The 20,376-nt window shown below is 67.8% G+C and carries 20 protein-coding genes; 7 read left to right on the top strand and 13 right to left on the bottom strand.

Going from position 1 to position 20,376, the window contains the following annotated elements:
- The first annotated feature begins 1 nt into the window (after nt 1).
- Complete coding sequence (gene mltG, locus G0Q01_RS02415; protein WP_164196576.1) at nt 2-1,162, top strand: endolytic transglycosylase MltG; 1,161 nt, start codon at nt 2-4, stop codon at nt 1,160-1,162.
- A gap of 92 nt (nt 1,163-1,254) precedes the next feature.
- On the opposite strand, the gene rsmA is transcribed toward mltG, so the two are convergent.
- The 6 genes from rsmA to lptF all read right to left on the bottom strand — a co-directional run bounded on the left by rsmA (nt 1,255) and on the right by lptF (nt 8,738).
- On the bottom strand, nt 1,255-2,094 hold the full coding sequence (rsmA, locus tag G0Q01_RS02410; RefSeq protein WP_108965198.1) for a 16S rRNA (adenine(1518)-N(6)/adenine(1519)-N(6))-dimethyltransferase RsmA: 840 nt from the start codon (nt 2,092-2,094) through the stop codon (nt 1,255-1,257).
- 66 nt (nt 2,095-2,160) lie between these two features.
- Nucleotides 2,161-3,144, bottom strand: coding sequence for a 4-hydroxythreonine-4-phosphate dehydrogenase PdxA (gene pdxA / locus G0Q01_RS02405; RefSeq protein ID WP_164212995.1), 984 nt, complete (start codon nt 3,142-3,144; stop codon nt 2,161-2,163).
- The gene (locus G0Q01_RS02400; protein ID WP_203594869.1) at nt 3,141-4,367 is read right to left on the bottom strand and encodes a peptidylprolyl isomerase; all 1,227 of its coding nucleotides are present in this window, start codon (nt 4,365-4,367) and stop codon (nt 3,141-3,143) included. The genes pdxA and G0Q01_RS02400 overlap by 4 nt, the downstream gene beginning before the upstream one ends.
- The gene (locus G0Q01_RS02395; protein WP_164196574.1) at nt 4,358-6,526 is read right to left on the bottom strand and encodes an LPS-assembly protein LptD; all 2,169 of its coding nucleotides are present in this window, start codon (nt 6,524-6,526) and stop codon (nt 4,358-4,360) included. The genes G0Q01_RS02400 and G0Q01_RS02395 overlap by 10 nt, the downstream gene beginning before the upstream one ends.
- Complete coding sequence (gene lptG / locus G0Q01_RS02390; protein WP_164196573.1) at nt 6,523-7,617, bottom strand: LPS export ABC transporter permease LptG; 1,095 nt, start codon at nt 7,615-7,617, stop codon at nt 6,523-6,525. The genes G0Q01_RS02395 and lptG overlap by 4 nt, the downstream gene beginning before the upstream one ends.
- The gene (lptF, locus tag G0Q01_RS02385) at nt 7,614-8,738 is read right to left on the bottom strand and encodes an LPS export ABC transporter permease LptF (protein ID WP_164196596.1); all 1,125 of its coding nucleotides are present in this window, start codon (nt 8,736-8,738) and stop codon (nt 7,614-7,616) included. The genes lptG and lptF overlap by 4 nt, the downstream gene beginning before the upstream one ends.
- A gap of 164 nt (nt 8,739-8,902) precedes the next feature.
- Here lptF and G0Q01_RS02380 point away from each other — a divergent pair, with 164 nt between their 5' ends.
- From G0Q01_RS02380 to G0Q01_RS02370, 3 genes are all read left to right on the top strand, one after another.
- Nucleotides 8,903-10,375, top strand: coding sequence for a leucyl aminopeptidase (locus G0Q01_RS02380; protein ID WP_164196572.1), 1,473 nt, complete (start codon nt 8,903-8,905; stop codon nt 10,373-10,375).
- Nucleotides 10,376-10,450: 75 nt separating this feature from the next.
- Nucleotides 10,451-10,909, top strand: a complete 459-nt coding sequence (locus G0Q01_RS02375) for a DNA polymerase III subunit chi (protein WP_164196571.1) — start codon at nt 10,451-10,453, stop codon at nt 10,907-10,909.
- A gap of 549 nt (nt 10,910-11,458) precedes the next feature.
- On the top strand, nt 11,459-12,118 hold the full coding sequence (locus G0Q01_RS02370; protein WP_108965206.1) for a Crp/Fnr family transcriptional regulator: 660 nt from the start codon (nt 11,459-11,461) through the stop codon (nt 12,116-12,118).
- 3 nt (nt 12,119-12,121) lie between these two features.
- On the opposite strand, the gene G0Q01_RS02365 is transcribed toward G0Q01_RS02370, so the two are convergent.
- The 3 genes from G0Q01_RS02365 to abc-f are packed head-to-tail and all read right to left on the bottom strand — an operon-like array spanning nt 12,122 to nt 15,301.
- Nucleotides 12,122-12,706: a TIGR02281 family clan AA aspartic protease gene (locus G0Q01_RS02365; protein WP_203594868.1), complete on the bottom strand. Its 585-nt coding sequence runs from the start codon at nt 12,704-12,706 to the stop codon at nt 12,122-12,124.
- Nucleotides 12,707-12,763: 57 nt separating this feature from the next.
- On the bottom strand, nt 12,764-13,390 hold the full coding sequence (locus G0Q01_RS02360; protein WP_108965208.1) for a MarC family protein: 627 nt from the start codon (nt 13,388-13,390) through the stop codon (nt 12,764-12,766).
- 51 nt (nt 13,391-13,441) lie between these two features.
- The gene (gene abc-f, locus G0Q01_RS02355) at nt 13,442-15,301 is read right to left on the bottom strand and encodes a ribosomal protection-like ABC-F family protein (RefSeq protein ID WP_108965209.1); all 1,860 of its coding nucleotides are present in this window, start codon (nt 15,299-15,301) and stop codon (nt 13,442-13,444) included.
- Between the two features lie 319 nt (nt 15,302-15,620).
- Here abc-f and ndk point away from each other — a divergent pair, with 319 nt between their 5' ends.
- Entirely contained in the window at nt 15,621-16,043 is a 423-nt protein-coding gene (ndk, locus tag G0Q01_RS02350) for a nucleoside-diphosphate kinase (protein WP_164196569.1), read from the top strand.
- An 86-nt stretch (nt 16,044-16,129) separates the two neighbouring features.
- Here ndk and G0Q01_RS02345 read toward each other — a convergent pair whose 3' ends face one another.
- The 4 genes from G0Q01_RS02345 to G0Q01_RS02330 form a co-directional block, all read right to left on the bottom strand.
- Complete coding sequence (locus G0Q01_RS02345; protein WP_164196568.1) at nt 16,130-16,540, bottom strand: DUF4112 domain-containing protein; 411 nt, start codon at nt 16,538-16,540, stop codon at nt 16,130-16,132.
- A 5-nt stretch (nt 16,541-16,545) separates the two neighbouring features.
- Nucleotides 16,546-16,725: a YqaE/Pmp3 family membrane protein gene (locus tag G0Q01_RS02340; protein WP_108965210.1), complete on the bottom strand. Its 180-nt coding sequence runs from the start codon at nt 16,723-16,725 to the stop codon at nt 16,546-16,548.
- Nucleotides 16,726-16,844: 119 nt separating this feature from the next.
- On the bottom strand, nt 16,845-17,195 hold the full coding sequence (locus G0Q01_RS02335) for a TfoX/Sxy family DNA transformation protein (protein WP_108965211.1): 351 nt from the start codon (nt 17,193-17,195) through the stop codon (nt 16,845-16,847).
- A 4-nt stretch (nt 17,196-17,199) separates the two neighbouring features.
- Nucleotides 17,200-18,387, bottom strand: coding sequence for a pyridoxal phosphate-dependent aminotransferase (locus tag G0Q01_RS02330; protein WP_164196567.1), 1,188 nt, complete (start codon nt 18,385-18,387; stop codon nt 17,200-17,202).
- A 331-nt stretch (nt 18,388-18,718) separates the two neighbouring features.
- Here G0Q01_RS02330 and G0Q01_RS26715 point away from each other — a divergent pair, with 331 nt between their 5' ends.
- Both G0Q01_RS26715 and G0Q01_RS02325 read left to right on the top strand, forming a co-directional pair.
- The gene (locus G0Q01_RS26715; RefSeq protein WP_235939476.1) at nt 18,719-19,060 is read left to right on the top strand and encodes a hypothetical protein; all 342 of its coding nucleotides are present in this window, start codon (nt 18,719-18,721) and stop codon (nt 19,058-19,060) included.
- Nucleotides 19,038-20,342: a DNA-packaging protein gene (locus G0Q01_RS02325; RefSeq protein WP_370457286.1), complete on the top strand. Its 1,305-nt coding sequence runs from the start codon at nt 19,038-19,040 to the stop codon at nt 20,340-20,342. Before G0Q01_RS26715 ends, G0Q01_RS02325 begins: the two co-directional genes overlap by 23 nt.
- The last annotated feature ends 34 nt before the right edge of the window (nt 20,343-20,376 follow it).

The following is a 20,376-nucleotide window of genomic DNA, read 5'->3' as shown; positions in this document are numbered from 1 at the left end:
GATGTGGCGCAACATCGCCTCCAACGCGATGACCTTCCTGGTCGTGCTTGTCTTCCTCGCCGGGGGTTTTCTGCTCTGGGCGCAGAACGAGTACAGCGCGGAAGGGCCGCTGGCGCAGCCCATCTGCCTGCAGGTGCAGCGCGGCTCTAACTTTGGCCGCGTCTCGCGTGATCTCGCAGAGCAGGGGGCGGTCAGTTCGGACATGCTGTTCCGGCTCGGCGCGGATTATACCGACAAGACCGGTGCGCTGAAGGCGGGCTCCTATCTGGTGCCCGAGCGCGCCTCGATGTCGCAGATCACCGAGATCGTCACCAAGGGCGGCGCTTCGACCTGTGGCACCGAAGTGGTCTACCGCATCGGCGTGAACAGCGCCGAGGTGCAGGTGCGCGAGCTTGACCCCGAGACCGGGCGCTACGTCGAGCGGATCGAGTTCGATCCGGCCAGCGAGGAGCCGCGTCCCGAGGGCTACGATGAGGTCAAATCCGAGGTCGGCACGCGCTTCCGCGTGGCGCTGGCCGAGGGGGTGACGAGCTGGAAGGTGGTCGAGGAACTGGGCCTGATCGACATCCTCGAGGGCGAGGCCGGCGACCGGCCCGCCGAGGGCTCTCTGGCGCCCGACAGCTACGAGATCAGCCCCGGTGACACGCGCGCCGACCTGATTGCCCGGATGACCCAAGCGCAGGAGGCGATCCTCGCGCAGGCCTGGGCCAACCGTGCCGAGGGCGTGCCCTATGCCAGCCCCGAAGAGGCGCTGGTCATGGCCTCCATCGTCGAGAAGGAAACCGGCGTCGCCGACGAGCGTCCGATGGTGGCCTCGGTCTTCGTCAACCGGATCGAGCGCGGCATGCGCCTGCAGACGGACCCGACGGTGATCTACGGGCTGACCAATGGTGAGGGTGTGCTGGGCCGCGGGCTGCGGCAGTCAGAGCTGCGCAAGCAGACGCCCTACAACACCTACGTCATCGACGGGCTGCCGCCGACCCCGATCGCCAACCCGGGCCGCGCCAGCATCGAGGCGGCGCTGAACCCGGCGCAGTCGGAGTATCTCTACTTCGTGGCGGACGGATCGGGCGGCCATGCCTTCGCGACGACGCTGGACGAGCACAACCGCAACGTCGCCAACTGGCGCAAGATCGAGGCGGAGAAGGCCGAGGGCAACTGAGGCCTGATCGGCGGAAACAGAAAAGGCCGGGCGCATTGCCCGGCCTTTTTCGTTCTGGGATCGCGCTCTGCTGAGCCGTGCGGCTCGAAGCCTCAGCCCTTCAGCACGCGTGCCAATGCGCAGAACTGCTCGAGCGAGACCTGCTCGGCGCGCTCGGTGGGCTCGATGCCCGCCGCCAGCAGTTTCTCCTCGATGTCCGGCGCCAGTCCCTTGAGCGCGGCGCGCAGCATCTTGCGGCGCTGGTTGAAGGCCATGGCGACGACCCGCTCCAGCGTCTTGGCGTCGGCGGGGTAGCGCGGCTCGGGCAGGGCCTTGAGATGCACCACGGCCGAAGAGACCTTGGGCGGCGGGGTGAAGGCCGAGGGCGGCAGGCTGATCACGATGCGGGCCTCGCAGCGCCATTGCGCCAGCAGCGCCAGACGCCCATAGGCCTTGGAGCCGGGCTGCGCCACGATGCGTTCGGCGACCTCGCGCTGGAACATCAGCGTCAGCGTCGACCAGAAGGGCGGCCAGTCGGTCGGGGTCAGCCAGCGCACCAGAAGCTCGGTGCCGACGTTGTACGGCAGGTTGGCGCAGATCGCGATCGGCGGGGTCAGCTTCTCGAGCGGGTCGACCTGCAGCGCATCGCCGTTGATCACCTCGAGCCGGCCCTCGTAGTGCCGCGCGATTTCGTCGAGCGCCGGCAGGCAGCGCGCGTCCTTCTCGACCGCGAGCACCCGGCGCGCGCCCTCGGCAAGCAGCCCGCGCGTGAGGCCGCCGGGGCCGGGGCCAACCTCGAGCACGTCCATGCCCGACAGATCCCCCGCCGCCCGTGCAATTTTGGCAGTCAGGTTGAGGTCGAGCAGGAAGTTCTGGCCCAGCGATTTCTTGGCGCTGAGCTGATGCGTCGCGATCACCTCGCGCAGCGGAGGAAGGCCGTCGATCCCGCTCATGCTGTCATCTTTCCTTGAATACTTCGGGGTGGGCCCCAGAGCGAGGGGCAGAGCCCCTCTATACCCTTACCCCTGCGCCGCGCCAGCCGAAAGCTCGGCGGCCATGCGCAGCGCCGCCAGCGTCGAGGAGGGGTTGGCGCGCCCTTTGCCCGCGATGTCGAAGGCGGTGCCATGGTCGGGCGACGTGCGCACGAAGGGCAGACCGAGGGTGACGTTGACCCCCTCGTCGAAGCCCAGCGTCTTGACCGGGATCAGCGCCTGGTCGTGGTACATGCAGACCGCCACGTCGTAGCGGGCGCGGGCCGCGGCGTGGAACATCGTGTCGGCGGGCAGCGGGCCGAGAAGGTCCATGCCTTCGGTGCGCAACCGTTCGAGAAGCGGCGCGATCATCTCGATTTCCTGCCGTCCCATGCGTCCGCCTTCGCCGGCGTGCGGGTTGAGACCGGCGACCGCGATGCGCGGGTGGGCGACGCCGAAGCCCGCCATGGCATCATGGGTGATCCTCAGTCGCGCCTCGAGCAGCGCCGCGTCGAGCGCCTGCGGCACGTCCTCGAGGGCGATGTGGATGGTGGCGGGAACAACCTTCAGCTGGGGGCAGGCGAGCATCATCACGACCTCGGGCACGTTCCCGAGATGGGCGAGGAACTCGGTGTGGCCGGGGAAGGCAAAGCCGCAGCCCTCGGCCAGCGCCTGCTTGGAGATCGGCAGGGTGCAGAGTGCCGCGGCCTCGCCGGACTGGCAGAGCTGCACGCCGCGCTCGATCGAGGCCACGACGCTCGCGGCCTGCGCCGCTTGCGGCACGCCCGGCACGCGGGGGCCGGGGAACTCCTGCGCCAGAACCGGCAGCCCGCGGGTCGCGGCGTCGGCGGCCTCGGAGGGATGCTCGATCCGCACGTGCGGGACGGTGCCGGGCAGGTGACGCGGCTCGCCGATCCAGAAGAAGGGCAGCGAAGCGCCAAGCTCTGCCCAGCAGGCCTCGGCCAATTCAGGGCCAATGCCCGCGGGCTCGCCGCAGGAGAGCGCGATCGGCAGGGCCCGGGCCGCGCTCATTTCTCCACGATATGGGCGTTGGCGCGCAGCTGCGACAGGTAGGCCTCGGCCATCTGGTTGAGGCGCTGGTTGCGCAGCCCGATGGTCACCTGCTGGCGATCGGCATCGGCGGTGACCGTCGGGGTGCGGTTGCACAGCATGAGCACCATCAGCGTCTGGCCGTTCGAGCGGCTGAGCGCGGTCGAGATCTCGCCCGGGTCGAGCTTCGAGAGCTCATAGGCGACGTCGGTGGGCAGCTCGGAGGGCGGCAGCGACTGGCGCTGCAGCACCTCGGCGGGTTGGCCCTTGGCAAAGGCGTAGAGATCGTCGCAGCGGTCGACCTTGCTGGCCAGCACGCGGGCCTTGGCCAGCGTCTCGGGGGTGCGGCCGCCGGCCATGTAGTAGGTGGCATAATCGACCGAGGCGATCTCGGGTGCGGTGTAGCCCGACTCTTCGAGCTGGCGCATCTGGAAGAGCGCCACGGCGCCCTGGATCGGGATCGGCGCGGTGACCTCGCCTGGCGAGAGACCGATCACCAGCGGCCGCAGCACCGGCGGCAACGCCGAGAGATCCTGCCAGGGCAGGCGGCCACCCTCGCCGCGGGTGGCGGTGGCGGAATACTCGCGCGCCGCGGCGGAGAACTCGGCGGTGGAGCGGTAGCGCGAGATGCGCTCGGCGAGGCTCTGCACCTGCGCTTCGGTGCCCGGACGGATCGGGATGATGATCTCGGAAAGCAGCACGCGCACGTTGGAACCGGTGGCGCTGCCGGAGAGGGCGCGGTCGACCTCCTCGTCGCTGACGGTGGTGCGGGACTGGAAGCGCAGCTGGACCAGCTGGCGCCAGGAGAGGCCGGCCGTCACGAAGTCGCGGAAGGTCTGCTCGTCGACGCCATTCTGGCCGAGCACGCCGACGAACTGCTCGAGGCTGAGATTGCCGCGCTGCGCGAATTCCGCCATGCCGTCGGTGACTTCCTCTGCCGACGGATCGATGCCCGCATCCTTTGCGGCCTGCAGGCGCAGGCGGTCGTCCACCAGCTGCTCACGGGCGAGCTTCATCGGATCAGAGCCGGAATTCAACACTTCGATCATCCGCGCGCGCTGCTGGATCTCGTAATTGGTGATCACCATCTCGTCGACAAGGATCGCAGGCGAGAAGAGCCCCTGCGCAAGCAGGGCTGCCGGGGCGAGCGCCAGGCCTGCGGCACAGGCGACGGCGCGGAGGAAACGGGAGGGGATCACTTGCATGTGCGTCGATACTCCTTGGCGCTTTCCGAGGTGCCGAAGCCAGTCAGCGCCACGGAGAGGCCGTAATCGGTGGACGGTTCCAGGTTGGTCGAGGACGCGTATTTGCGCGTCACCGAGAAGTCGACCTGGACGCATTCATTGCGGTATTGCAGGCCCATGCCCGCGCGGTCAAGCCGTTGATCGGCAAGGTCGTAGCGCCATTCCGCCGAGCCGGTCCAATTGGTGGCGAAACGGTAGCTGCCTTCGAGCGACCATTCCGACTGGGTCTCGTCGCGTTCCTCGGCGGCGTCCTGCACCAGGAAGAGGTAGGAGGCGCCGAGATCGATCCAGTCGTTGGACCAGTCGACCCGCGCTTCTGCCTTGCTGAGATCGCTGATCCCGGCGAGCAGTCCGCGCGCCGAGATGGTCAGCCCGGTGTCATTGCTGAAGCCGGCGGCGACGAGCCAATCCGACAGCTGGCTGTCGAGACCGGAGGACTGGCTGAAGTCCGGGTCTGCCTCGTCCTGCCAGACCCGGCCCAGGGTCATCCCGGCGCGCCAGCCCTCGGGCGCCTCGTGCAGCCAGCGCAGGCCGGTGGCAAGGGTCTGGCCGTGCTCGCGCCGGTCGGCGGCAGGGAAGCGCGAAAGCGCCAGAAGATTGGCCTCGTCGAATTCGACGCGGGTGCTCTCGTCGGCGACGATGTTGACCCGCGTGCCGCCCACCAGCCCGTATTGCATCACCGGCTCGAGCAGCGTGTGCCCGCCGCCCGCGTCGTGGCGGACCAGCGGCCAGCGCAGCTCAAGCGCGGTGCCGCCCATGGCGCGCGACACATCGCTGTCCGAGCTGCTGTCCTGCCGGTAGGCGTAGCGGTCGAACCACAGCTCGGTGGTCAGCCCGAAGCGCAGCCCGCCGTCGAGCGTCCAGCGCCGGCGCCAACTGGCCTCGGCGGTGAGCCGGGCCACGTCGCGCCCGTCGATGTCCCTGGAAGAGGTGCGGTAGTGCCCGTGCACCTCGGTGCCGAGCCGCAGCTCTCCGCCGAGCCGTCCGCCGGGGAAGAAGCGCCTCTCGTAGGTGCTGTCAAAGATCCACGACGGCAGCAGCGCATCCTTTTCCGAGGCGCGCAGCGACTGGTAATGCGACAGCCCGAGCCGCAGCAGGTCGTCCGAGCGCGCCCGCGAAATCTCGATCGTGCTGTCGAGACGGTCGAGGTCGTCGTAGTCGTAATCGTTGAGATAGGCCTCGTCGCTGACCATCTTGAGGTCGAAGTCGAGCTGGAACTCGTTGCGCAGGCCGAAATTGCCCTCGGCGAAGAGGTAGCCGCGGGTCTCGTCGGTGGTCAGCGTGTCGCGGGTCAGCGCGCCGTTGAGCTCGACATCGCCATTGACGAAGGCGCGGCGGTAGCGCGTCTCGAGCGTCTTGGTGACCGGCGAGACATAGGGGGTGAGCGTGACGTCCTGATGATCGCCGATCGGGATGAAATAGGGGACCTTCACGCCGAAGCCGAGCAGGGTGGTCGTGCGGTACGAAGGAACCAGGAAGCCGCGGGTCCGTTCGAGCGTGGGGTCGGGCAGGCGCAGGCTCGGGACCCAGAGGATCGGCACGTCGAGCACCCGCAGCTGCGCGCCCTCGAAGTAGATCTGCTGCGCCTCCTGATCGTGCACCACGCGGTCGGCGCGGATCGACCACAGCGGGACCTCGTCGGCGCCGCAGACCTGGCAGGAGCTGACCGCGACGCGGCTGAGCTGGGTGAAGCGTCCCTCGGCCCGGCGCGCCTCGACAGCGGCGAGCTGGAGCTGCTCTTCCATGACCATGCGCGCCCCGGTGAGGATGCCGTCGCGCAGGCCCTCCTCCAGCTCTGCGCTTTCGGCCAGCAGCAAATTGCCCGAGGCGTCGGTGATCCGCACGGGCCCCTCGATCTGCAGGGTTCCGGCCTTCTGGTCGTAGACGATCCGGCTTGCCGCCAGCCGTGTGCCATCTTGCAGCGCCTCGACGTTGCCCTGAGCGATCAGTCGGTTGCCATCCTCGACGTAGACCTCGTCGGCGACGAGGATCGCCGGGCCCTGGCCCTCTGCGGGGGCGGTCGTGGTGCTGGTCTGGGCGCGCAGCGGAAGGGGCAGCGCGGCGCTGAGTGGCAGGCTCAGGGCCAAGGCCGCCGCGAGCAGTCGGGTCTGGGGGGTCATCCTTCCTCCATCTGGAGCACCAGCCCGAGGGCCAGCAGAAGCGCGGCGACGGGCGGCACCCACGCGGCGAGCATCGGGTTGAGCTGGCCATTCTCACCGAGGATCTGCGCGAAGTTCCGCACGTAGTAAAGCCCGAAGCCGAGCATCACCGCAGCAAGCACCGACAGGCCGGTGTTGGCCAGCCGCGCCGGGCGCATGGTGAAGCCCGCGGCGACGAGCACCATCGCCACGAGGAAGATCGGCTGGGCCAGCTCGGACTGAAGCCAGACGATGTGGCGGCGGGCCGAGAAGCCGGCCTCTTCCAGCCCGCGGATGAAGGCTGGCAGCTCCCAGATGGGGATCGCCGAGGGCTGGCCGAAACGGTCGCGGATCCCGTCCTGCGTCAGGTTCGAGGGCAGGCGCATCTCGTCGAAGGTTTGGGCGGATCGCTCGGGGTTGCCGACATCGCCCAGCGGCCAGACCTTGGCTTTTGTCAGCACCCAGTCTCCGGCCTCGAGCTCGGCGCGCTCGGCGATGATCCGCTGCTCAGGACCGCCTCCGGGGGCGTAGCTGACGAAGCTCACGTCGAAGAGCACCGTGGCATCGGGGTTGGTGCGGCTGGCACGGATGACGGTCTGCGCGCCGTCGGCTCCCTGCCGCAGCCAGAGCCCCTCGGCACCGATCGACAGCACCGAGCCGCCGTCGCTGTCCCATTCCTGTTCGAGATCGGCCGCGCGCTTCGAGGTGGCGGCCACGATCGGGTTGAGCATGCCCACCGCGAGCCCAGCGATCACCAGCGCCACGCCCACCGGCCCCATCAGCGCGGCAAGACCCGAGCGGCCCGCGGCGCGGCTGACCACCAGTTCGGAGCTGCGCGCCAGCGAGATGCACATGGAAATGGCGGCAAGGATCGTCACCAGCGGCAGGATCGAATAGGTGCCGCCAGGCAGGTTCAGAAGGGTCATGTGAACGACCTGCCCGAAGCTCACCTCATCGCCGAACTTGCGCAGCTGCTCGACCAGATCGACGAGGAAGAAGAACAGCGCGAAGATCAGCGCGATGGCGAGGAAGAACCGCAGGAAACGCCGGGCGAAGTAGAAATGCAGGATCATGCCGCGGCTCCGGGAGCGGGGGATTTGCGCGCGGCCCGGCCCGGGCGGCGCATGCGCGAGGCCTGCCAGAGCATGGCGCCGGTGATCGCGAAGCCGGTGAGGCTGGGCAGGTAGATCAGCGGCCAGAGCGCGCCATTGGCCCGCACGGGCGTCGAGACCGAGCTTTCGATGATCTTGATCAGCACCAGCAGGAAGATGGCCCCGATGATCTGCCGGGTGACCCCGAAGCGCGAGAAGCTGCCGGTCATCAGCGCGGCATAGCCGATCAGCGCGGCCACGACGCAGAGCAGCGGCTGCTCGAAGCGCATGTGCGCCTCCTCGAGCACTTCGCCGACCGAGTCGTTGACCTCGATGGCCACCGCCTCGGTGTCGGTCAGCAGCTCGAGCGTGCCGATCTGCCGGGCGCGGCGGCCGGGACGGCGGTCGGGGGTGATCAGGCTGGAGATATCGTAGGTCAGATCCTCGAAGGTCGTGGTCGACAGCGCCTTGTCCGAACGCCTCAGGGTCTGGGCGGTGCCCTCGACCATGGTCAGCATCGTGGTGTCGGACTCGCTGCGCACGATGTAGGCGGTGCGGGCGGTGTAGATCACCTCGCGGTCCTTCAGACGGCGATCCGACAGGAAGACGTCGCGCAGCTCGCCTTCGGGCGAGATCTCGCGGATGTAGAAGGTCACGCCCTTGGCCGGGTGCAGGAAGGTGCCCTCGTGCAGCAGCCGGGCCGAGACCGAGCCCGAGATCTCCGCCTCGCGCTCGCGCAGCTGGCCGTAAGAAAGTGGCACCAGAACATGCGCAAGCACCGCCATCATTGCGCCGATTATCAGTCCGAAGACCAGCACCGGCCGGGCCAGCCGCCAGGGCGAGTAGCCGGTGGCCTGCACCACGGTCAGCTCCGAATCGTTGCTCGAGCGGTTGATAACGTAGACCGAGGCGGCAAAGGCCGCGATGGGCAGCACGATGGCGATCACCGCCGGCAGGCTGAGCAGGGTGAATTCGATGAAAATGCCGCCGGAATGGCCATCGGCGATCAGGTCGCCGAACAGGTTCACTGCGCGGTTCACCCAGTAAACCATCACCAGCACCAGCGAGAAAAACCCGAACAGGACCATGAGCTGCGACAGCATGTATCTGTCGAATCTCTGCACTTCACTTCCCCCGGTTTTCCGTTGGCGACGACCCTAGACGATCGCTCTTCGCGGGAAAAGGTGCCTCTGGTCAAGCCGATTGCGGCGCTCTAGGAGTCTTGGACCGGACACAATGACGACAGACAAGCAGGGAAGGCGGGCGAATGACCCAGTTGCGCACATTCGAATTTTCGGCGGTGGACCTCGACGGGCTGGCGGAGCGGCAGGGCAGGATCGCGCTGCTGGTCAATGCCGAAGGCCGGATGAGCCCCGGTGCGCGCCGGCTGAACCGCCTGACCAAGGGGGCGCTGGCGCGGCTGCTCGAAGCGGAGCGTTGGGAAAAGGCCAAGGCGGGCGAGGTGATCTCGCTGGCCTATCCGGCCGGGCTCGCCGCCGAGGCGCTGGACGTGGTGAAGCTCGAGCGCCGTCCCTCTGTTGCCGAGGCGCGCAAGGCGGGCGCGGCATTGGCCTCGGCCGCAGGCGGCAAGGCGCTGACCCTGGTCGGCGAGAGCACCGCGCGGCTGGAGCATCTGGCGCTCGCGTTGGCGCTGCGCGGCCATGCGGTGGTCAATCACAAGTCCGAGAGCGCCGAGGCGCCCGAGCCCGCTACCATCCTCTGTGCCAAGCCCGAAGAGACCGGCAAGGCCGCGGCCTCGCTGCTGGCGGTGGCCGAGGGCGTCGCCTTTACCCGGGATCTCGTGAGCGAGCCGGCCAACGTGCTGACCACCGAGGAATTTGCCGCGCGGCTCGAGGCGCTCACCGAGCTCGGTGTCGAGGTCGAGGTTCTCGAAGAGGAGCGCATGGCCGAGCTTGGCATGAACGCGCTGCTGGCCGTGGGGCAGGGCTCTGCCGCGCCGTCGAAGATGGTGGTGATGCGCTGGAAGGGTGCCGAGGGCGATCCACTGGCGCTGGTCGGCAAGGGCGTCGTCTTTGACACCGGCGGCATCTCGCTGAAGCCGGGGCCGGGCATGGAAGACATGACCATGGACATGGGCGGCGCGGGCACCGTGGCAGGCGTGATGAAGGCGCTGGCCCTGCGCAAGGCCTCGGCGCACGTCGTTGGCCTCGTCGGCCTCGTCGAGAACATGCCTTCGGGCACCGCGATGCGCCCCGGCGACATCGTGACGTCGATGAAGGGCGACACGATCGAGATCCTCAACACCGACGCCGAGGGCCGGCTCGTGCTCTGCGACGTGCTGTGGTACGCGCAGGAACACGTGAAGCCCGCCGCGATGGTCGATCTGGCGACCCTCACCGGCGCCTGCATCGTCGCGCTTGGCCATGAGAACGCTGCGGTGTTTTCCAACGAGGAGGGCTTCGCCGAGGACTTCCTCAAGGCCGCCAAGACCGAGGGCGAGGGCGCTTGGCGCATGCCGCTGGGCCAGGCCTATGACGACATGCTCAAGTCGCCGCTGGCGGACATGAAGAACATCGGCGGGCGGCCCGCGGGCTCGATCACCGCGGCGCAGTTTCTCAAGCGGTTCGTCAGGGATGACATGCCGTGGATCCACCTCGATATCGCCGGGGTGGCCAAGTTGAAGTCCGCCTCGCTGCTGGCGCCTGCCGGGGCGACCGGCTGGGGCGTGTTGTCGCTGGACCGGATGATCCGCGACCGCTTCGAGCGCAAGGACGGCTGAGCCAGGCCCGCCGCCGCCCCGGGCGCCCCGCGCCCGGGTGCGAAACATTGATCCGATGACAGGAGGCTGGCGCGCATGGGTGTCGCGATGTTCTACCACCTGACCCAGAGACCGGTCGAAGAGACCCTGTCGATGCTGCTGGAAAAATCGCTGGCGGCGGGCTGGCGCGTGGCGGTGCGCGGCGGCGATCCGCAGCGGCTCGACTGGCTCGACGAACGGCTCTGGCTGGGCCGGGACGGCAGCTTCCTGCCGCATGGCCGCGCCGGTGGTCCGCATGACGCGCTGCAGCCCGTGCTGCTGACCGATCGCGCCGAGACGCCCAACGGCGCGTCCTGCCTGATGTCGGTGGACGGGGCGGCGGTCTCGCCCGAGGAGGTGAGCGCAATGGAGCGGGTTTGCGTCCTCTTCGACGGCATGGACCCGCGGGCGCTTGATGTGGCGCGCGGGCAGTGGCGGGCGCTCACCGGCGCCGGAGTGACCGCACAATATTGGTCCGAGGAAAGCGGACGCTGGGAAAAGAAAGCCGAGTCCTGAAAGTTTGGCTGTCACGAAATCATCACGCATTTGGCGTGATGGCAAATGTGTGACTCGCCTTTAGGGTGATCCTATTTGACATATGCGCTAATTTCCGCCCATTCTGCCAATTGAGAGGCAGGATTGCAGTCTCCGGAAAAATGGCAAAAAAATAGAAAATTTCTTGAAAAATATGACAGCACTGTCGCCCCGCTTACACAGATCGGCGAGAATCCTCCTAAACCGTGATTGCACGCCCGACCGCTTCGAGTTGTATCCTAGGGCTTGGTCGTGTCTTACACGGTGTTTTCCGTGTGAGGGTGAGGGTTACCAAGTAACGGCCATTCCAGAGTCGTCCTCCGCCGCACCCCATGGATCGGAACGTTCCGGTTCGGGATACGGCAGACGCGGCTCTGGAATGGCCATTTCCCGTTTTCATCCCGCGCGGCGGATGTTTTCGCCGATGAGCCGACGGATTTCCGCCGACGCGCCCGTCCGTGCCGGTGCTCGCGACAGATTTATGTGTTTTGCCCTTGCGTCACTTGACCAAGCGGCTATCGGACTGACTTCATGACAACTCCTATCGAATACGGGCCTTTGCTCGACTGCCCGCTGTTTGACGGCCTCAGCCGAGAGCAGAAAGAAACCCTTCTTTCCGAGTGCACCCTGCAGCGCTTCGACGCGCCGACCGATATCCTGCGGCAGGGAGAAACGACGCCGGTCATGTACCTGATCCTGAAGGGCCGGGTGGAGGTGATCTACCTCGACAAGCAGGGCAATGCCGCGGTGCTGCATGTCGCCGGACCAGGCGAGGTGCTCGGCGAGGTCGAGGGCCTGTCGGGTACCCCCTGCTCGTCGAGCTGCCGGACCCTGCCGGAAGCGATGGTGCTGGCTTGCTCCTTCGAGCTGCTGCTCAAGCACATTCCGCCGGCGCTGTTGCTGCGCAATTCCGCCGCGATCATGCAGACCCGGCTGACCCGCGACAACGAGCTTCGGGCCATCGCGCAGTTCTTCTCGGTCGAGGAGCGGCTGCGCATGTACTTGCACCAGTTCACGACCGAGGCCCACCGCGAGGCCCGGCTGAGCCAGTCCTACCTCGCCTCGATGGTGGGCTGCTCGCGACAGACGATCAACAAGCTGCTGGGCGACCTGCGGCGCGACGGGGTCATCGAGATCCGTCGCGGCGCCATCGCGGTGCTCGACCGCGAGCGGCTGAAGATCGAGGTCTGACGCTCAGCGCCGCTCCAGCACCATCTTGCCACCCGCGATCTCGAGCCGGTCAAAGCGCTGCAGGTAGCTCATGCCGAGCAGCGAGTTGTCCATCTCTCCGCCGTTGACGAAGGCAGGCAGGTTGCGGTCCTCGAAGCTTCCAAGGGTGACGGTACCGAGCCGGACCGGCGCGGTCTCGACCGCGCCGTTCGCGGTGCGGGCGCTGGAGTGGAAGGCAAGGTCCGCGGTGGCGATGCCGATGCGCGCGGCGTCCTGCCGGGTCAGCACCACGCCGGTGGCGCCCGTGTCGACCACGAAACGCACCGGCGTGTCATTGATCTGAAGCGTCAGGTAGTAGTGCCCGTCGGACGCTCGCGGCAGCTCGATCCGGCCCGTCTCGGCAAAGACCGATTGCTGCGGGCTCACCGTGTGGCGGATGTCGTCCCAGAGGCCGAAGGCCGCGATCACCCCGAGGAAGATCAGCCCCCAAGCCGCCAGTTGCTGCAGCTTCTGCATCAGCCGGCCGCGCTGCTGTACGAACATCCACAGGACCAGCGCCGCCAGAAGCAGCCCGAGGTATCCCAGCCGGCCGATTTCGAATTCAGACAAATGCGCGCCCCCCATGCTTGGGACCAATGTAGGGGCTGCGCTCGCGCTCTGCGAGTCTCAGCCGAAAACGCCCGACCAGTCTATGCCGCGGATGCCGTCGATGACGAATTGCACCGCGAGCGCCGCCAACAGCATGCCGAAGAGCCGGGTGACGACGACGATCCCCACGTGGCCCAGAGCGCGCTCGATGGGACCAGCGACAAAGAAACAGGCGAGGGTCATCAGCAGCACGATCACCAGCACGCCGAGGATCATCGCGGTCTCGAGCGGACCGGGTGAATGTCCGACCAGCAGGATGATCGTGGCGATGGCACCGGGGCCGGCGATCAGCGGGATGGCGATGGGGAAGATCGACGGATCGGGCATGACCTCGTCCTCGACCTTGTCTTCGCGCCGCTTGGTGCGGCGCTCGAAGAGCATGTCGAGTGCGGTGATGAACAGCAGCAGCCCGCCCGAGATACGGAAGGCCGACATCGAAATGCCGATGAATCCGAGCACCGCCTCGCCGAAGAACGCGAAGAGCATGAGGATCGCCAGCGCGGTGATGCAGGCCCGGATCCCGACCGCGCGCCGATGCGCGGCATCGGCGCCCTGGGTCAGCGCGATGAAGACCGGGGTCAGCCCGATGGGGTCGATCACCACGAAAAGCGTGGCGAAGGCGCTGATGATCAAGGCCATGTCCATGGCAAATGGCTAGGGCCTCGCGCGGGCGCTGTCCAGAAAAAGCCTGCCGGCTCAGCCGGCTTCCGCCGTTTCGAGCTTCTCCATTGCCGCTTCCCAGAGCGCCTCGGCGCGGCGCAGCCCGTCCATGACTTCGGCGTACTTGCGGTTCCAGGTCTCCAGCTCGCCCGCACGGGTTGCCTCGTAGAGCTCGGGGTTGGCGAGCTTGGACGCAAGCTTCTCGCGCATCTCCTCGATCTTGGCGACGCGCTCTTCGCACTTGCGCGCCTCCGAGCGCAGCGCAAGGACCTCGTCGCGGCTGGCGCGCTTCGGCTTCGGCGCGGCCTTTTCGGCCTTGGCGGGCTTTGCCGGCTTGTCCTGCGTCAGCAGCATCTTGCGGTAGGCCTCGAGGTCTTCCTCGTAGGGGGTCACCGTGCCGTCCTTGACCAGCCACAGACGGTCGGCAACCAGCCCCAGCAGGTGCATGTCGTGCGAGACGAGGATCACCGCGCCGGAATAGGCGGTCAGCGCCTCGACCAGTGCCTCGCGGCTTTCGATGTCGAGGTGGTTGGTCGGCTCGTCGAGGATCAGCATGTGCGGCGCATCGAGCGTTGCCAGCAGCAGCGACAGGCGGGCCTTCTGCCCGCCCGAAAGCCGCCCGACCTCGGTCTCGGCCTGGTTGGCACCTAGGCCGAAGCCCGCCAGCTGCGCGCGCAGCTTCGAGGGGGCACTGTCGGGACGCTCGCGCTGTAGGTGCTGCAGGGGCGTCTCGTCAAGGTGCAACTCGTCGACCTGGTGCTGGGCGAAATAGCCGATGCGCAATTTCGAACTGGACGTCATCTTGCCGTCCATCAGCGCCAGACGCCCGGAAAAGAGCTTCGACAGTGTCGACTTGCCCTGGCCGTTGCGGCCGAGCAGCGCGATGCGGTCGTCCTGGTCGATGCGCAGCGAGAGCTTGCGCAGCACCACCTTGTCGCCATAGCCGGTGGAGGCATTCTCCAGCGCCAGGATCGGCGGCGAGAGTTCGTCGGGCTGCGGGAAGGTGAAGACGCGCTTGGCGGCCTCCTCGGGCGGGGTGATCCGCTCCATCTTCTCGAGCATCTTCACGCGTGCCTGCGCCTGCCGGGCCTTGGAGGCCTTGGCGCGGAAGCGGTCGACGAAGCTCTGCAGGTGGGCGCGGCGCTCGTCCTGCTTCTTGGCCGCTGCCGCGAGCACGGCGCGGCGTTCTGCGCGGGTGCGCGCGAAGGTGTCGTAATTGCCCTGGTAGAGCACCAGCTTGCGCTCCTCGAGGTGGAGGATCGCCCCCACCGCGCGGTTGAGCAGGCCGCGGTCGTGGCTGATGACGATGACCGTGTGCGGGTAGCTCTGCAGGTAGCTCTCGAGCCAGAGCGCCCCTTCGAGGTCGAGGTAGTTGGTCGGCTCGTCGAGGAGCAGCAGGTCGGGCTCGGCAAAGAGAACGCCGGCGAGCGCGACGCGCATCCGCCAGCCGCCCGAGAAGTCCGAGCAGGGGCGTTGCTGCGCCGCCTCGTCGAAGCCGAGGCCCTTGAGGATCGTCGCGGCGCGCGCCTCGGCGGACCAGGCGTCGATGTCCGCGAGACGGGTCTGGATGTCGGCGATGCGGTGGGGGTCGGTGGCGGTCTCGGCCTCGGCCATCAGCGAGGCGCGCTCGAGATCGCAGGCCAGCACGGTCTCGATCAGGGAGACATCCGAGGCAGGCGCCTCCTGCGCCACGCCGCCGATCTTGGCGCGGGCGGGCAGCTCGATCTCGCCGCCATCGAGCGTGAGCTCACCGCGGATGAGCCGGAAGAGCGTGGTCTTGCCCGCGCCGTTGGGACCGACGAGGCCAACCTTGTGGCCCGCGGGAATCACGGCGGAGGCCTCCTCGAGCAGAGGGCGGCCTTCGACGGAATAGGAGATGTCTCGAATACTCAGCATGGCGCCGCCATAGCAGAGCCTTCGGGCGGGCAACATCCCCCTTCGTGCATATCGCGCTTACCCGGCGGTTCTGCCGACGCCGAGGGCGCGATGTGCGTATTTGAAAAGGGAAGAAGGGTGGCACTGCCCAGCGTCTTGTCTTTCCAAAATGCGCCGGGGTGAATTGGCCGTGGGCCAAGAGGGGCAGAGCCCCTTTCTGCCTGTGGACGAGGCAGCGGGGGCCACGGGGTCTTCCCAATTCCTCAACCCCATGGTAACGCCCCCACCAGAGAATGCTGGCCGGGCCGTTGCCCGGCCTTGTGACATTGGAGAGACCAAAATGGCCGTCGAACGCACCCTTTCGATCATCAAGCCCGACGCAACCCGCCGCAACCTGACCGGCAAGATCAACGCCAAGTTCGAGGAAGCGGGCCTGCGCATCGTCGCGCAGAAGCGCATCCAGCTGACCCCGGCGCAGGCTGGCGAGTTCTACAAGGTGCACGCCGAGCGCCCGTTCTACGGCGAGCTGTGCGAATTCATGGCTTCCGAGCCGGTTGTCGTGCAGGTGCTGGAAGGTGAAGGCGCGATCGCCAAGAACCGTGAAGTGATGGGCGCCACCAACCCGGCCGACGCCGCAGAGGGCACCATCCGCGCAGAGTTCGCCGAGTCGGTCGGTGAGAACTCGGTGCACGGCTCGGACGCTCCGGAAACCGCGGCCGAAGAAATTGCCTATTTCTTCGCTGGCCTCGAGCTCGTCGGCTGAGCCTGACGCTCAATCACCGCAAATAGAAAGGCGCCCCGCGGGGCGCCTTTTTGCTGTCCGGTTTTGATGTGCGGTCGCTTGGAGTCTCAGGCAGCGACGTCGATGGGTTCGGCTGAGCCGGCGCCGCCGGGCGCGTGGCGGCTTTCCAGCCAGCGTCGCAGCAACCCGGCGTTGCGGGTGTTGGCGCGATAGCCGACGTCAAAGATGTCGCCCACCAGAGGCACGAGACCCACCAGCCAGTCGACCGCGAGGTTTGCGCCCATCTGTCCGAGCAGCGGCTTGGGCGCGCCCATGGCGTGCGCCTCCTTGACGATCCAGACCGCCGGAGCGAGCGCCAGCGTGTCGCCGATGCCCGGAACAAGGCCGAACACCGCGTCCCAGCCGAAGCGGATCGGAGTGAAGGGAATGCGGTAGGCCCGATCCATCCGCCGTGCCCAGCGGTCGATCTTGTCGAGGCGCTGGAAATCGGGGTGGAGCGTGTGTTCGCGGGCGGCCATGGCGATCACACGTGCTGTTGCTTCGGCCCGGTGCGGGCGATGATCCAGATCGCGTGCACAATGCCGGGGATGTAGCCGAAGATCGTGAGCAGGATGTTGATCCAGAAATGCTTGCCGAGGCCGACCTGCAGGAACACGCCGAGCGGCGGCAGCAGGATGGCGAAGATGATGCGGATGAGGTCCATGTCGGTCTTCCTTTCAGATGAAGGATGTGTTGGCTGATCAACACGCAGACCCACGGCAAGGTTCCTGTGCCCGCACGGCGGCGCGGGCCGAGAGCTGGTTTCTGATGGTCAGCATGGCGCTATTTGCGGGGGCGCCTGCTCGGGTCGATGACGCCGATCTCGTCGAGGATTTTCTCGATGCCGTCCAGCGGCGCGTTGCCCTTTCGTTCGGCAACCAGCGCGTCGAAGCGGCTGCGCAGCTCTTCCTTTTCTTTACCGCGCGCGTCGTTCCATGGGCGCCCCTGCAGCGCCATGTGCAGCACGTAGAAGCCGATGAAATGCGGCCTCGTGCCATGGGCGAGCAGGCGGCGGTAGGTCTCGTCGGCGCCGAGCGCGCGCAGCGTCTCGGCATCCGCGATCCCGGCGCGCCGGCAGGCCGATTCCACCGCTGGCCCGAGGTTGCGGATGCTGGAGATCGGCGTGCCGGACACGGACTCAGGCTGCCTTGGCGAGCGTTGCGGCAAAGCCGGTGAGGGTCGTGAGCGCCTCGGCGAATTCGCCGTCGGGGATGGTCAGCGCGACGCGCAGGAAGCCCGCGGCGGAGGGACCGAAGCTCTCGCCCGGCATCACCGCGATGCGGTGGGTGTCGAGCAGGGCGTCGGCAAAGGCGATGCCCGAGAGGCCGGTCGCGCGGATGTCGAGGAAGAGATACATGGCGCCGCCCGAGGGCACGAGGCCGACGATGCTCTGCCGGGAGAGGATCTGCTGCGCCAGCGCGCGGCGGCGGCGGAAGGGCTGGGCGACGCGCGGCTCGAGCGTGGCGTCGGCAGTCAGGGCGTAGAGCGCGGCGTCCTGGATGTAGCCGGGCACCCCGTAGGTGGTGTTTGTCGCCAGATCGATCAGCGCCGCGATGGCGGGCTCGGGGGCGATGAGCCAGCCGATGCGGCTGCCGGTCATCGCGTGGCTTTTCGACAGCGAGCCGATGACCATGGTGCGCTCGGCCATGCCGGGCAGGGCGCGGGGGCTGAGATGTTCGCCCTCCCAGATCTGCGTGTCGTAGACCTCGTCCGAGATCAGCCAGAGGTCTTCGTCGCGGGCGACTTCGGCGAGGCCCTCGAGCACCGCGCGGGGGTAGACGGCACCGGTGGGATTGCTCGGCGAGTTGACCAGCAGTGCCGAGGCACCGGTCTCGCGCGCCTTGCGGCGCACCTCGCCCGCATCCGGGAAGAAACTGTGCTCGGGGCGCGTGGCGATGCTGTGCGGCACGGCGCCAGCGGCGCGGAGGGTGCCGGGGTAGGTGACGTAATGCGGCTCGATCATCAGCGCGGCGTCGCCGGAATTGCAGGCGGCCATATGCGCGGCAAAGAGCGCCGATTGCCCGCCGGGGGTGACCAGCACGTTGTCCCGCGTGGTGGCGACGCCGGTGCGCGCGGTGACGCGGGCGGCGATGGCGTCGCGCAGGGCCGGGATGCCGGGCACCACGGCATAGCCGGTGTGGCCGGCGGTGGCGGCGCGGTGCATCTCGGCCAAGATCGACGGGTCGGTGCGCTCGTCGGGCTCGCCGATGGTCAGCTCGGTGACCCGAACTCCCGAAGCACGCAGGGCGCGGGCCTTGTAGAAAATCTCCCATCCGTCGCCGCCCCCGGCGTTGAGTGAGGTGATGCGACGGGAGAGAGAAGGCATGGCGGGCTCCGCGAACTCGAATATCGGACCGTTGTGCCAGAGCGCGAAAGGGGCGGCAAGAGAGGCCAGTCGCGGCGTCGGGCGCGCGCTTTATTCATGGTGTATTGTTTATTTTTAACAGTTATTTAGGATATGCCGCGCGGCCTGGTCATCTTGACTTTTCGGACGCTCTTTGGTAGCGTTCGTGCATGCTGGACGAAATGGGCAGGCGGCCCCGGGGTGACCCCGGTGGCCGTTTTTTCGTTTGGCGGCAGGGCACCACGACCCCGGCAAAGACCGGCGCGGGCCCCCTGCGAGGCATGACCCCTACAGGCAAGAAAGGTATCGAGCGATGATCCTCATCCATCTCGAAGAAGAACTCTCCCGTCTCGAAGAGGAACGGGAGCAGCTGGCCGACATGCTGCGGCATCTCGGAAGCGACATGCGGCGCCTGCGCGACCGCTTCGACGAAGACGGCACCTTGGACAAACCGGAGACCAGCAAGGCCGCGGCGGATCTGCGCTATTGGCTGAAGGTCGCCCATGAAACGGAGGCTCAGATCAGGAATGTCAGACGCAAGCAGAAGGGAATTGCCGGAGACTGGGCGCTCGATCTCGAGCGCGCAAGGGTTGAAATCGGCTGCCGCATGGCTCGCCTCCGCCGGTGCTGCGGTGCAGGAGAGTTTCCTCAGTGACCTTTCGGAGGGGGAGCGCCTGGCGCTCCCCTTTCTCTTCGAGTTCTGGGCGCTCGAGCACCAGTTGCCGCCGGCGGGGGACTGGCGCAGCTGGGTGATCCTGGGCGGGCGTGGCGCGGGCAAGACACGGGCCGGCGCGGAGTGGGTGCGCGCGTCGGTGGAGGGCGCGCTGCCGCTCTCGCCGGGGCGCTGCCGCCGGGTGGCGCTGGTCGGCGAAACCCTGGACCAGGCGCGGGAGGTGATGGTGTTCGGCGACTCGGGTCTGCTCGCCTGCTCGCCCCCCGACCGGCGGCCGGACTGGAGCGCCACGCGGCGCTGCCTCACCTGGCCCAACGGCGCCGAGGCGATGGTCTTTTCCGCCCATGACCCCGAGGCGCTGCGCGGGCCTCAGTTCGATGGTGCCTGGGCCGATGAGCTTGGCAAGTGGCGCAAGGCGCGCGAGACCTGGGACATGCTGCAGTTCGCGCTGCGGCTGGGCGAGCATCCGCAAGTCTGCGTGACCACCACGCCGCGCAACATTGGCGTCCTGAAGGAGCTGCTGGATCTGCCAAGCACGGCGGTGACCCGTGCGCCGACCGAGGCAAACCGGGCCAACCTCGCGGCCAGCTTCCTCGATGAGGTGCGGGCGCGCTACGGCGCGTCCCGGCTGGCACGGCAGGAGCTCGACGGCGAAATGGTCTGCGACGTCGACGGCGCGCTCTGGACGCAAGAGATGCTGGAGCGCGCGCGGTTGCGGGCGGCACCGGAGCGGCTCGATCGCATCGTTGTCGCCCTTGATCCGCCTGCGGGCGATGGCGCGGGCTCGGACGCCTGCGGGATCGTCGTCTGCGGCGTGAACTGCGAAGGTCCGCCGCAGGGCTGGCAGGGGGTGGTGCTCGAGGACGCCTCGGTCCAGGGACTGGGGCCGAGCGGCTGGGCACGCGCCGCCGTCGACGCCTTCGAGCGCTGGCAGGCCGACCGCATCGTCGCCGAGGTCAACCAGGGCGGTGCCATGGTGGAGGCGGTGCTGCGGCAGGTGGCGCCGTCGGTGCCGCTGCGAAGGGTCAGTGCCACACGCGGCAAGGTGCTGCGCGCCGAGCCGGTGGCGGCGCTCTATGAGCAGGGGCGCATCGCCCATGCCCGGCGTTTCGATCTGCTGGAGGAACAGATGGGGCTGATGACCTCCTCTGGCTTCCAGGGGCAGGGCTCTCCGGACCGGGTAGATGCGCTGGTCTGGGCGCTCACCGAGCTGATCACCGCGCCCGCCGAGGGCTGGCGGCGGCCCCGGGTTCGAGTTCTGTGAACATGGAAAAGGGGGGCGTTGCCCCCCACCTCGG

The organism is Salipiger sp. PrR007 (assembly GCF_010499845.1).
Classification (GTDB): domain Bacteria; phylum Pseudomonadota; class Alphaproteobacteria; order Rhodobacterales; family Rhodobacteraceae; genus Salipiger; species Salipiger pacificus_A.
Note: the sequence above shows the minus strand (reverse complement) of the source record. Positions and strands in the feature narration are given on the sequence as shown.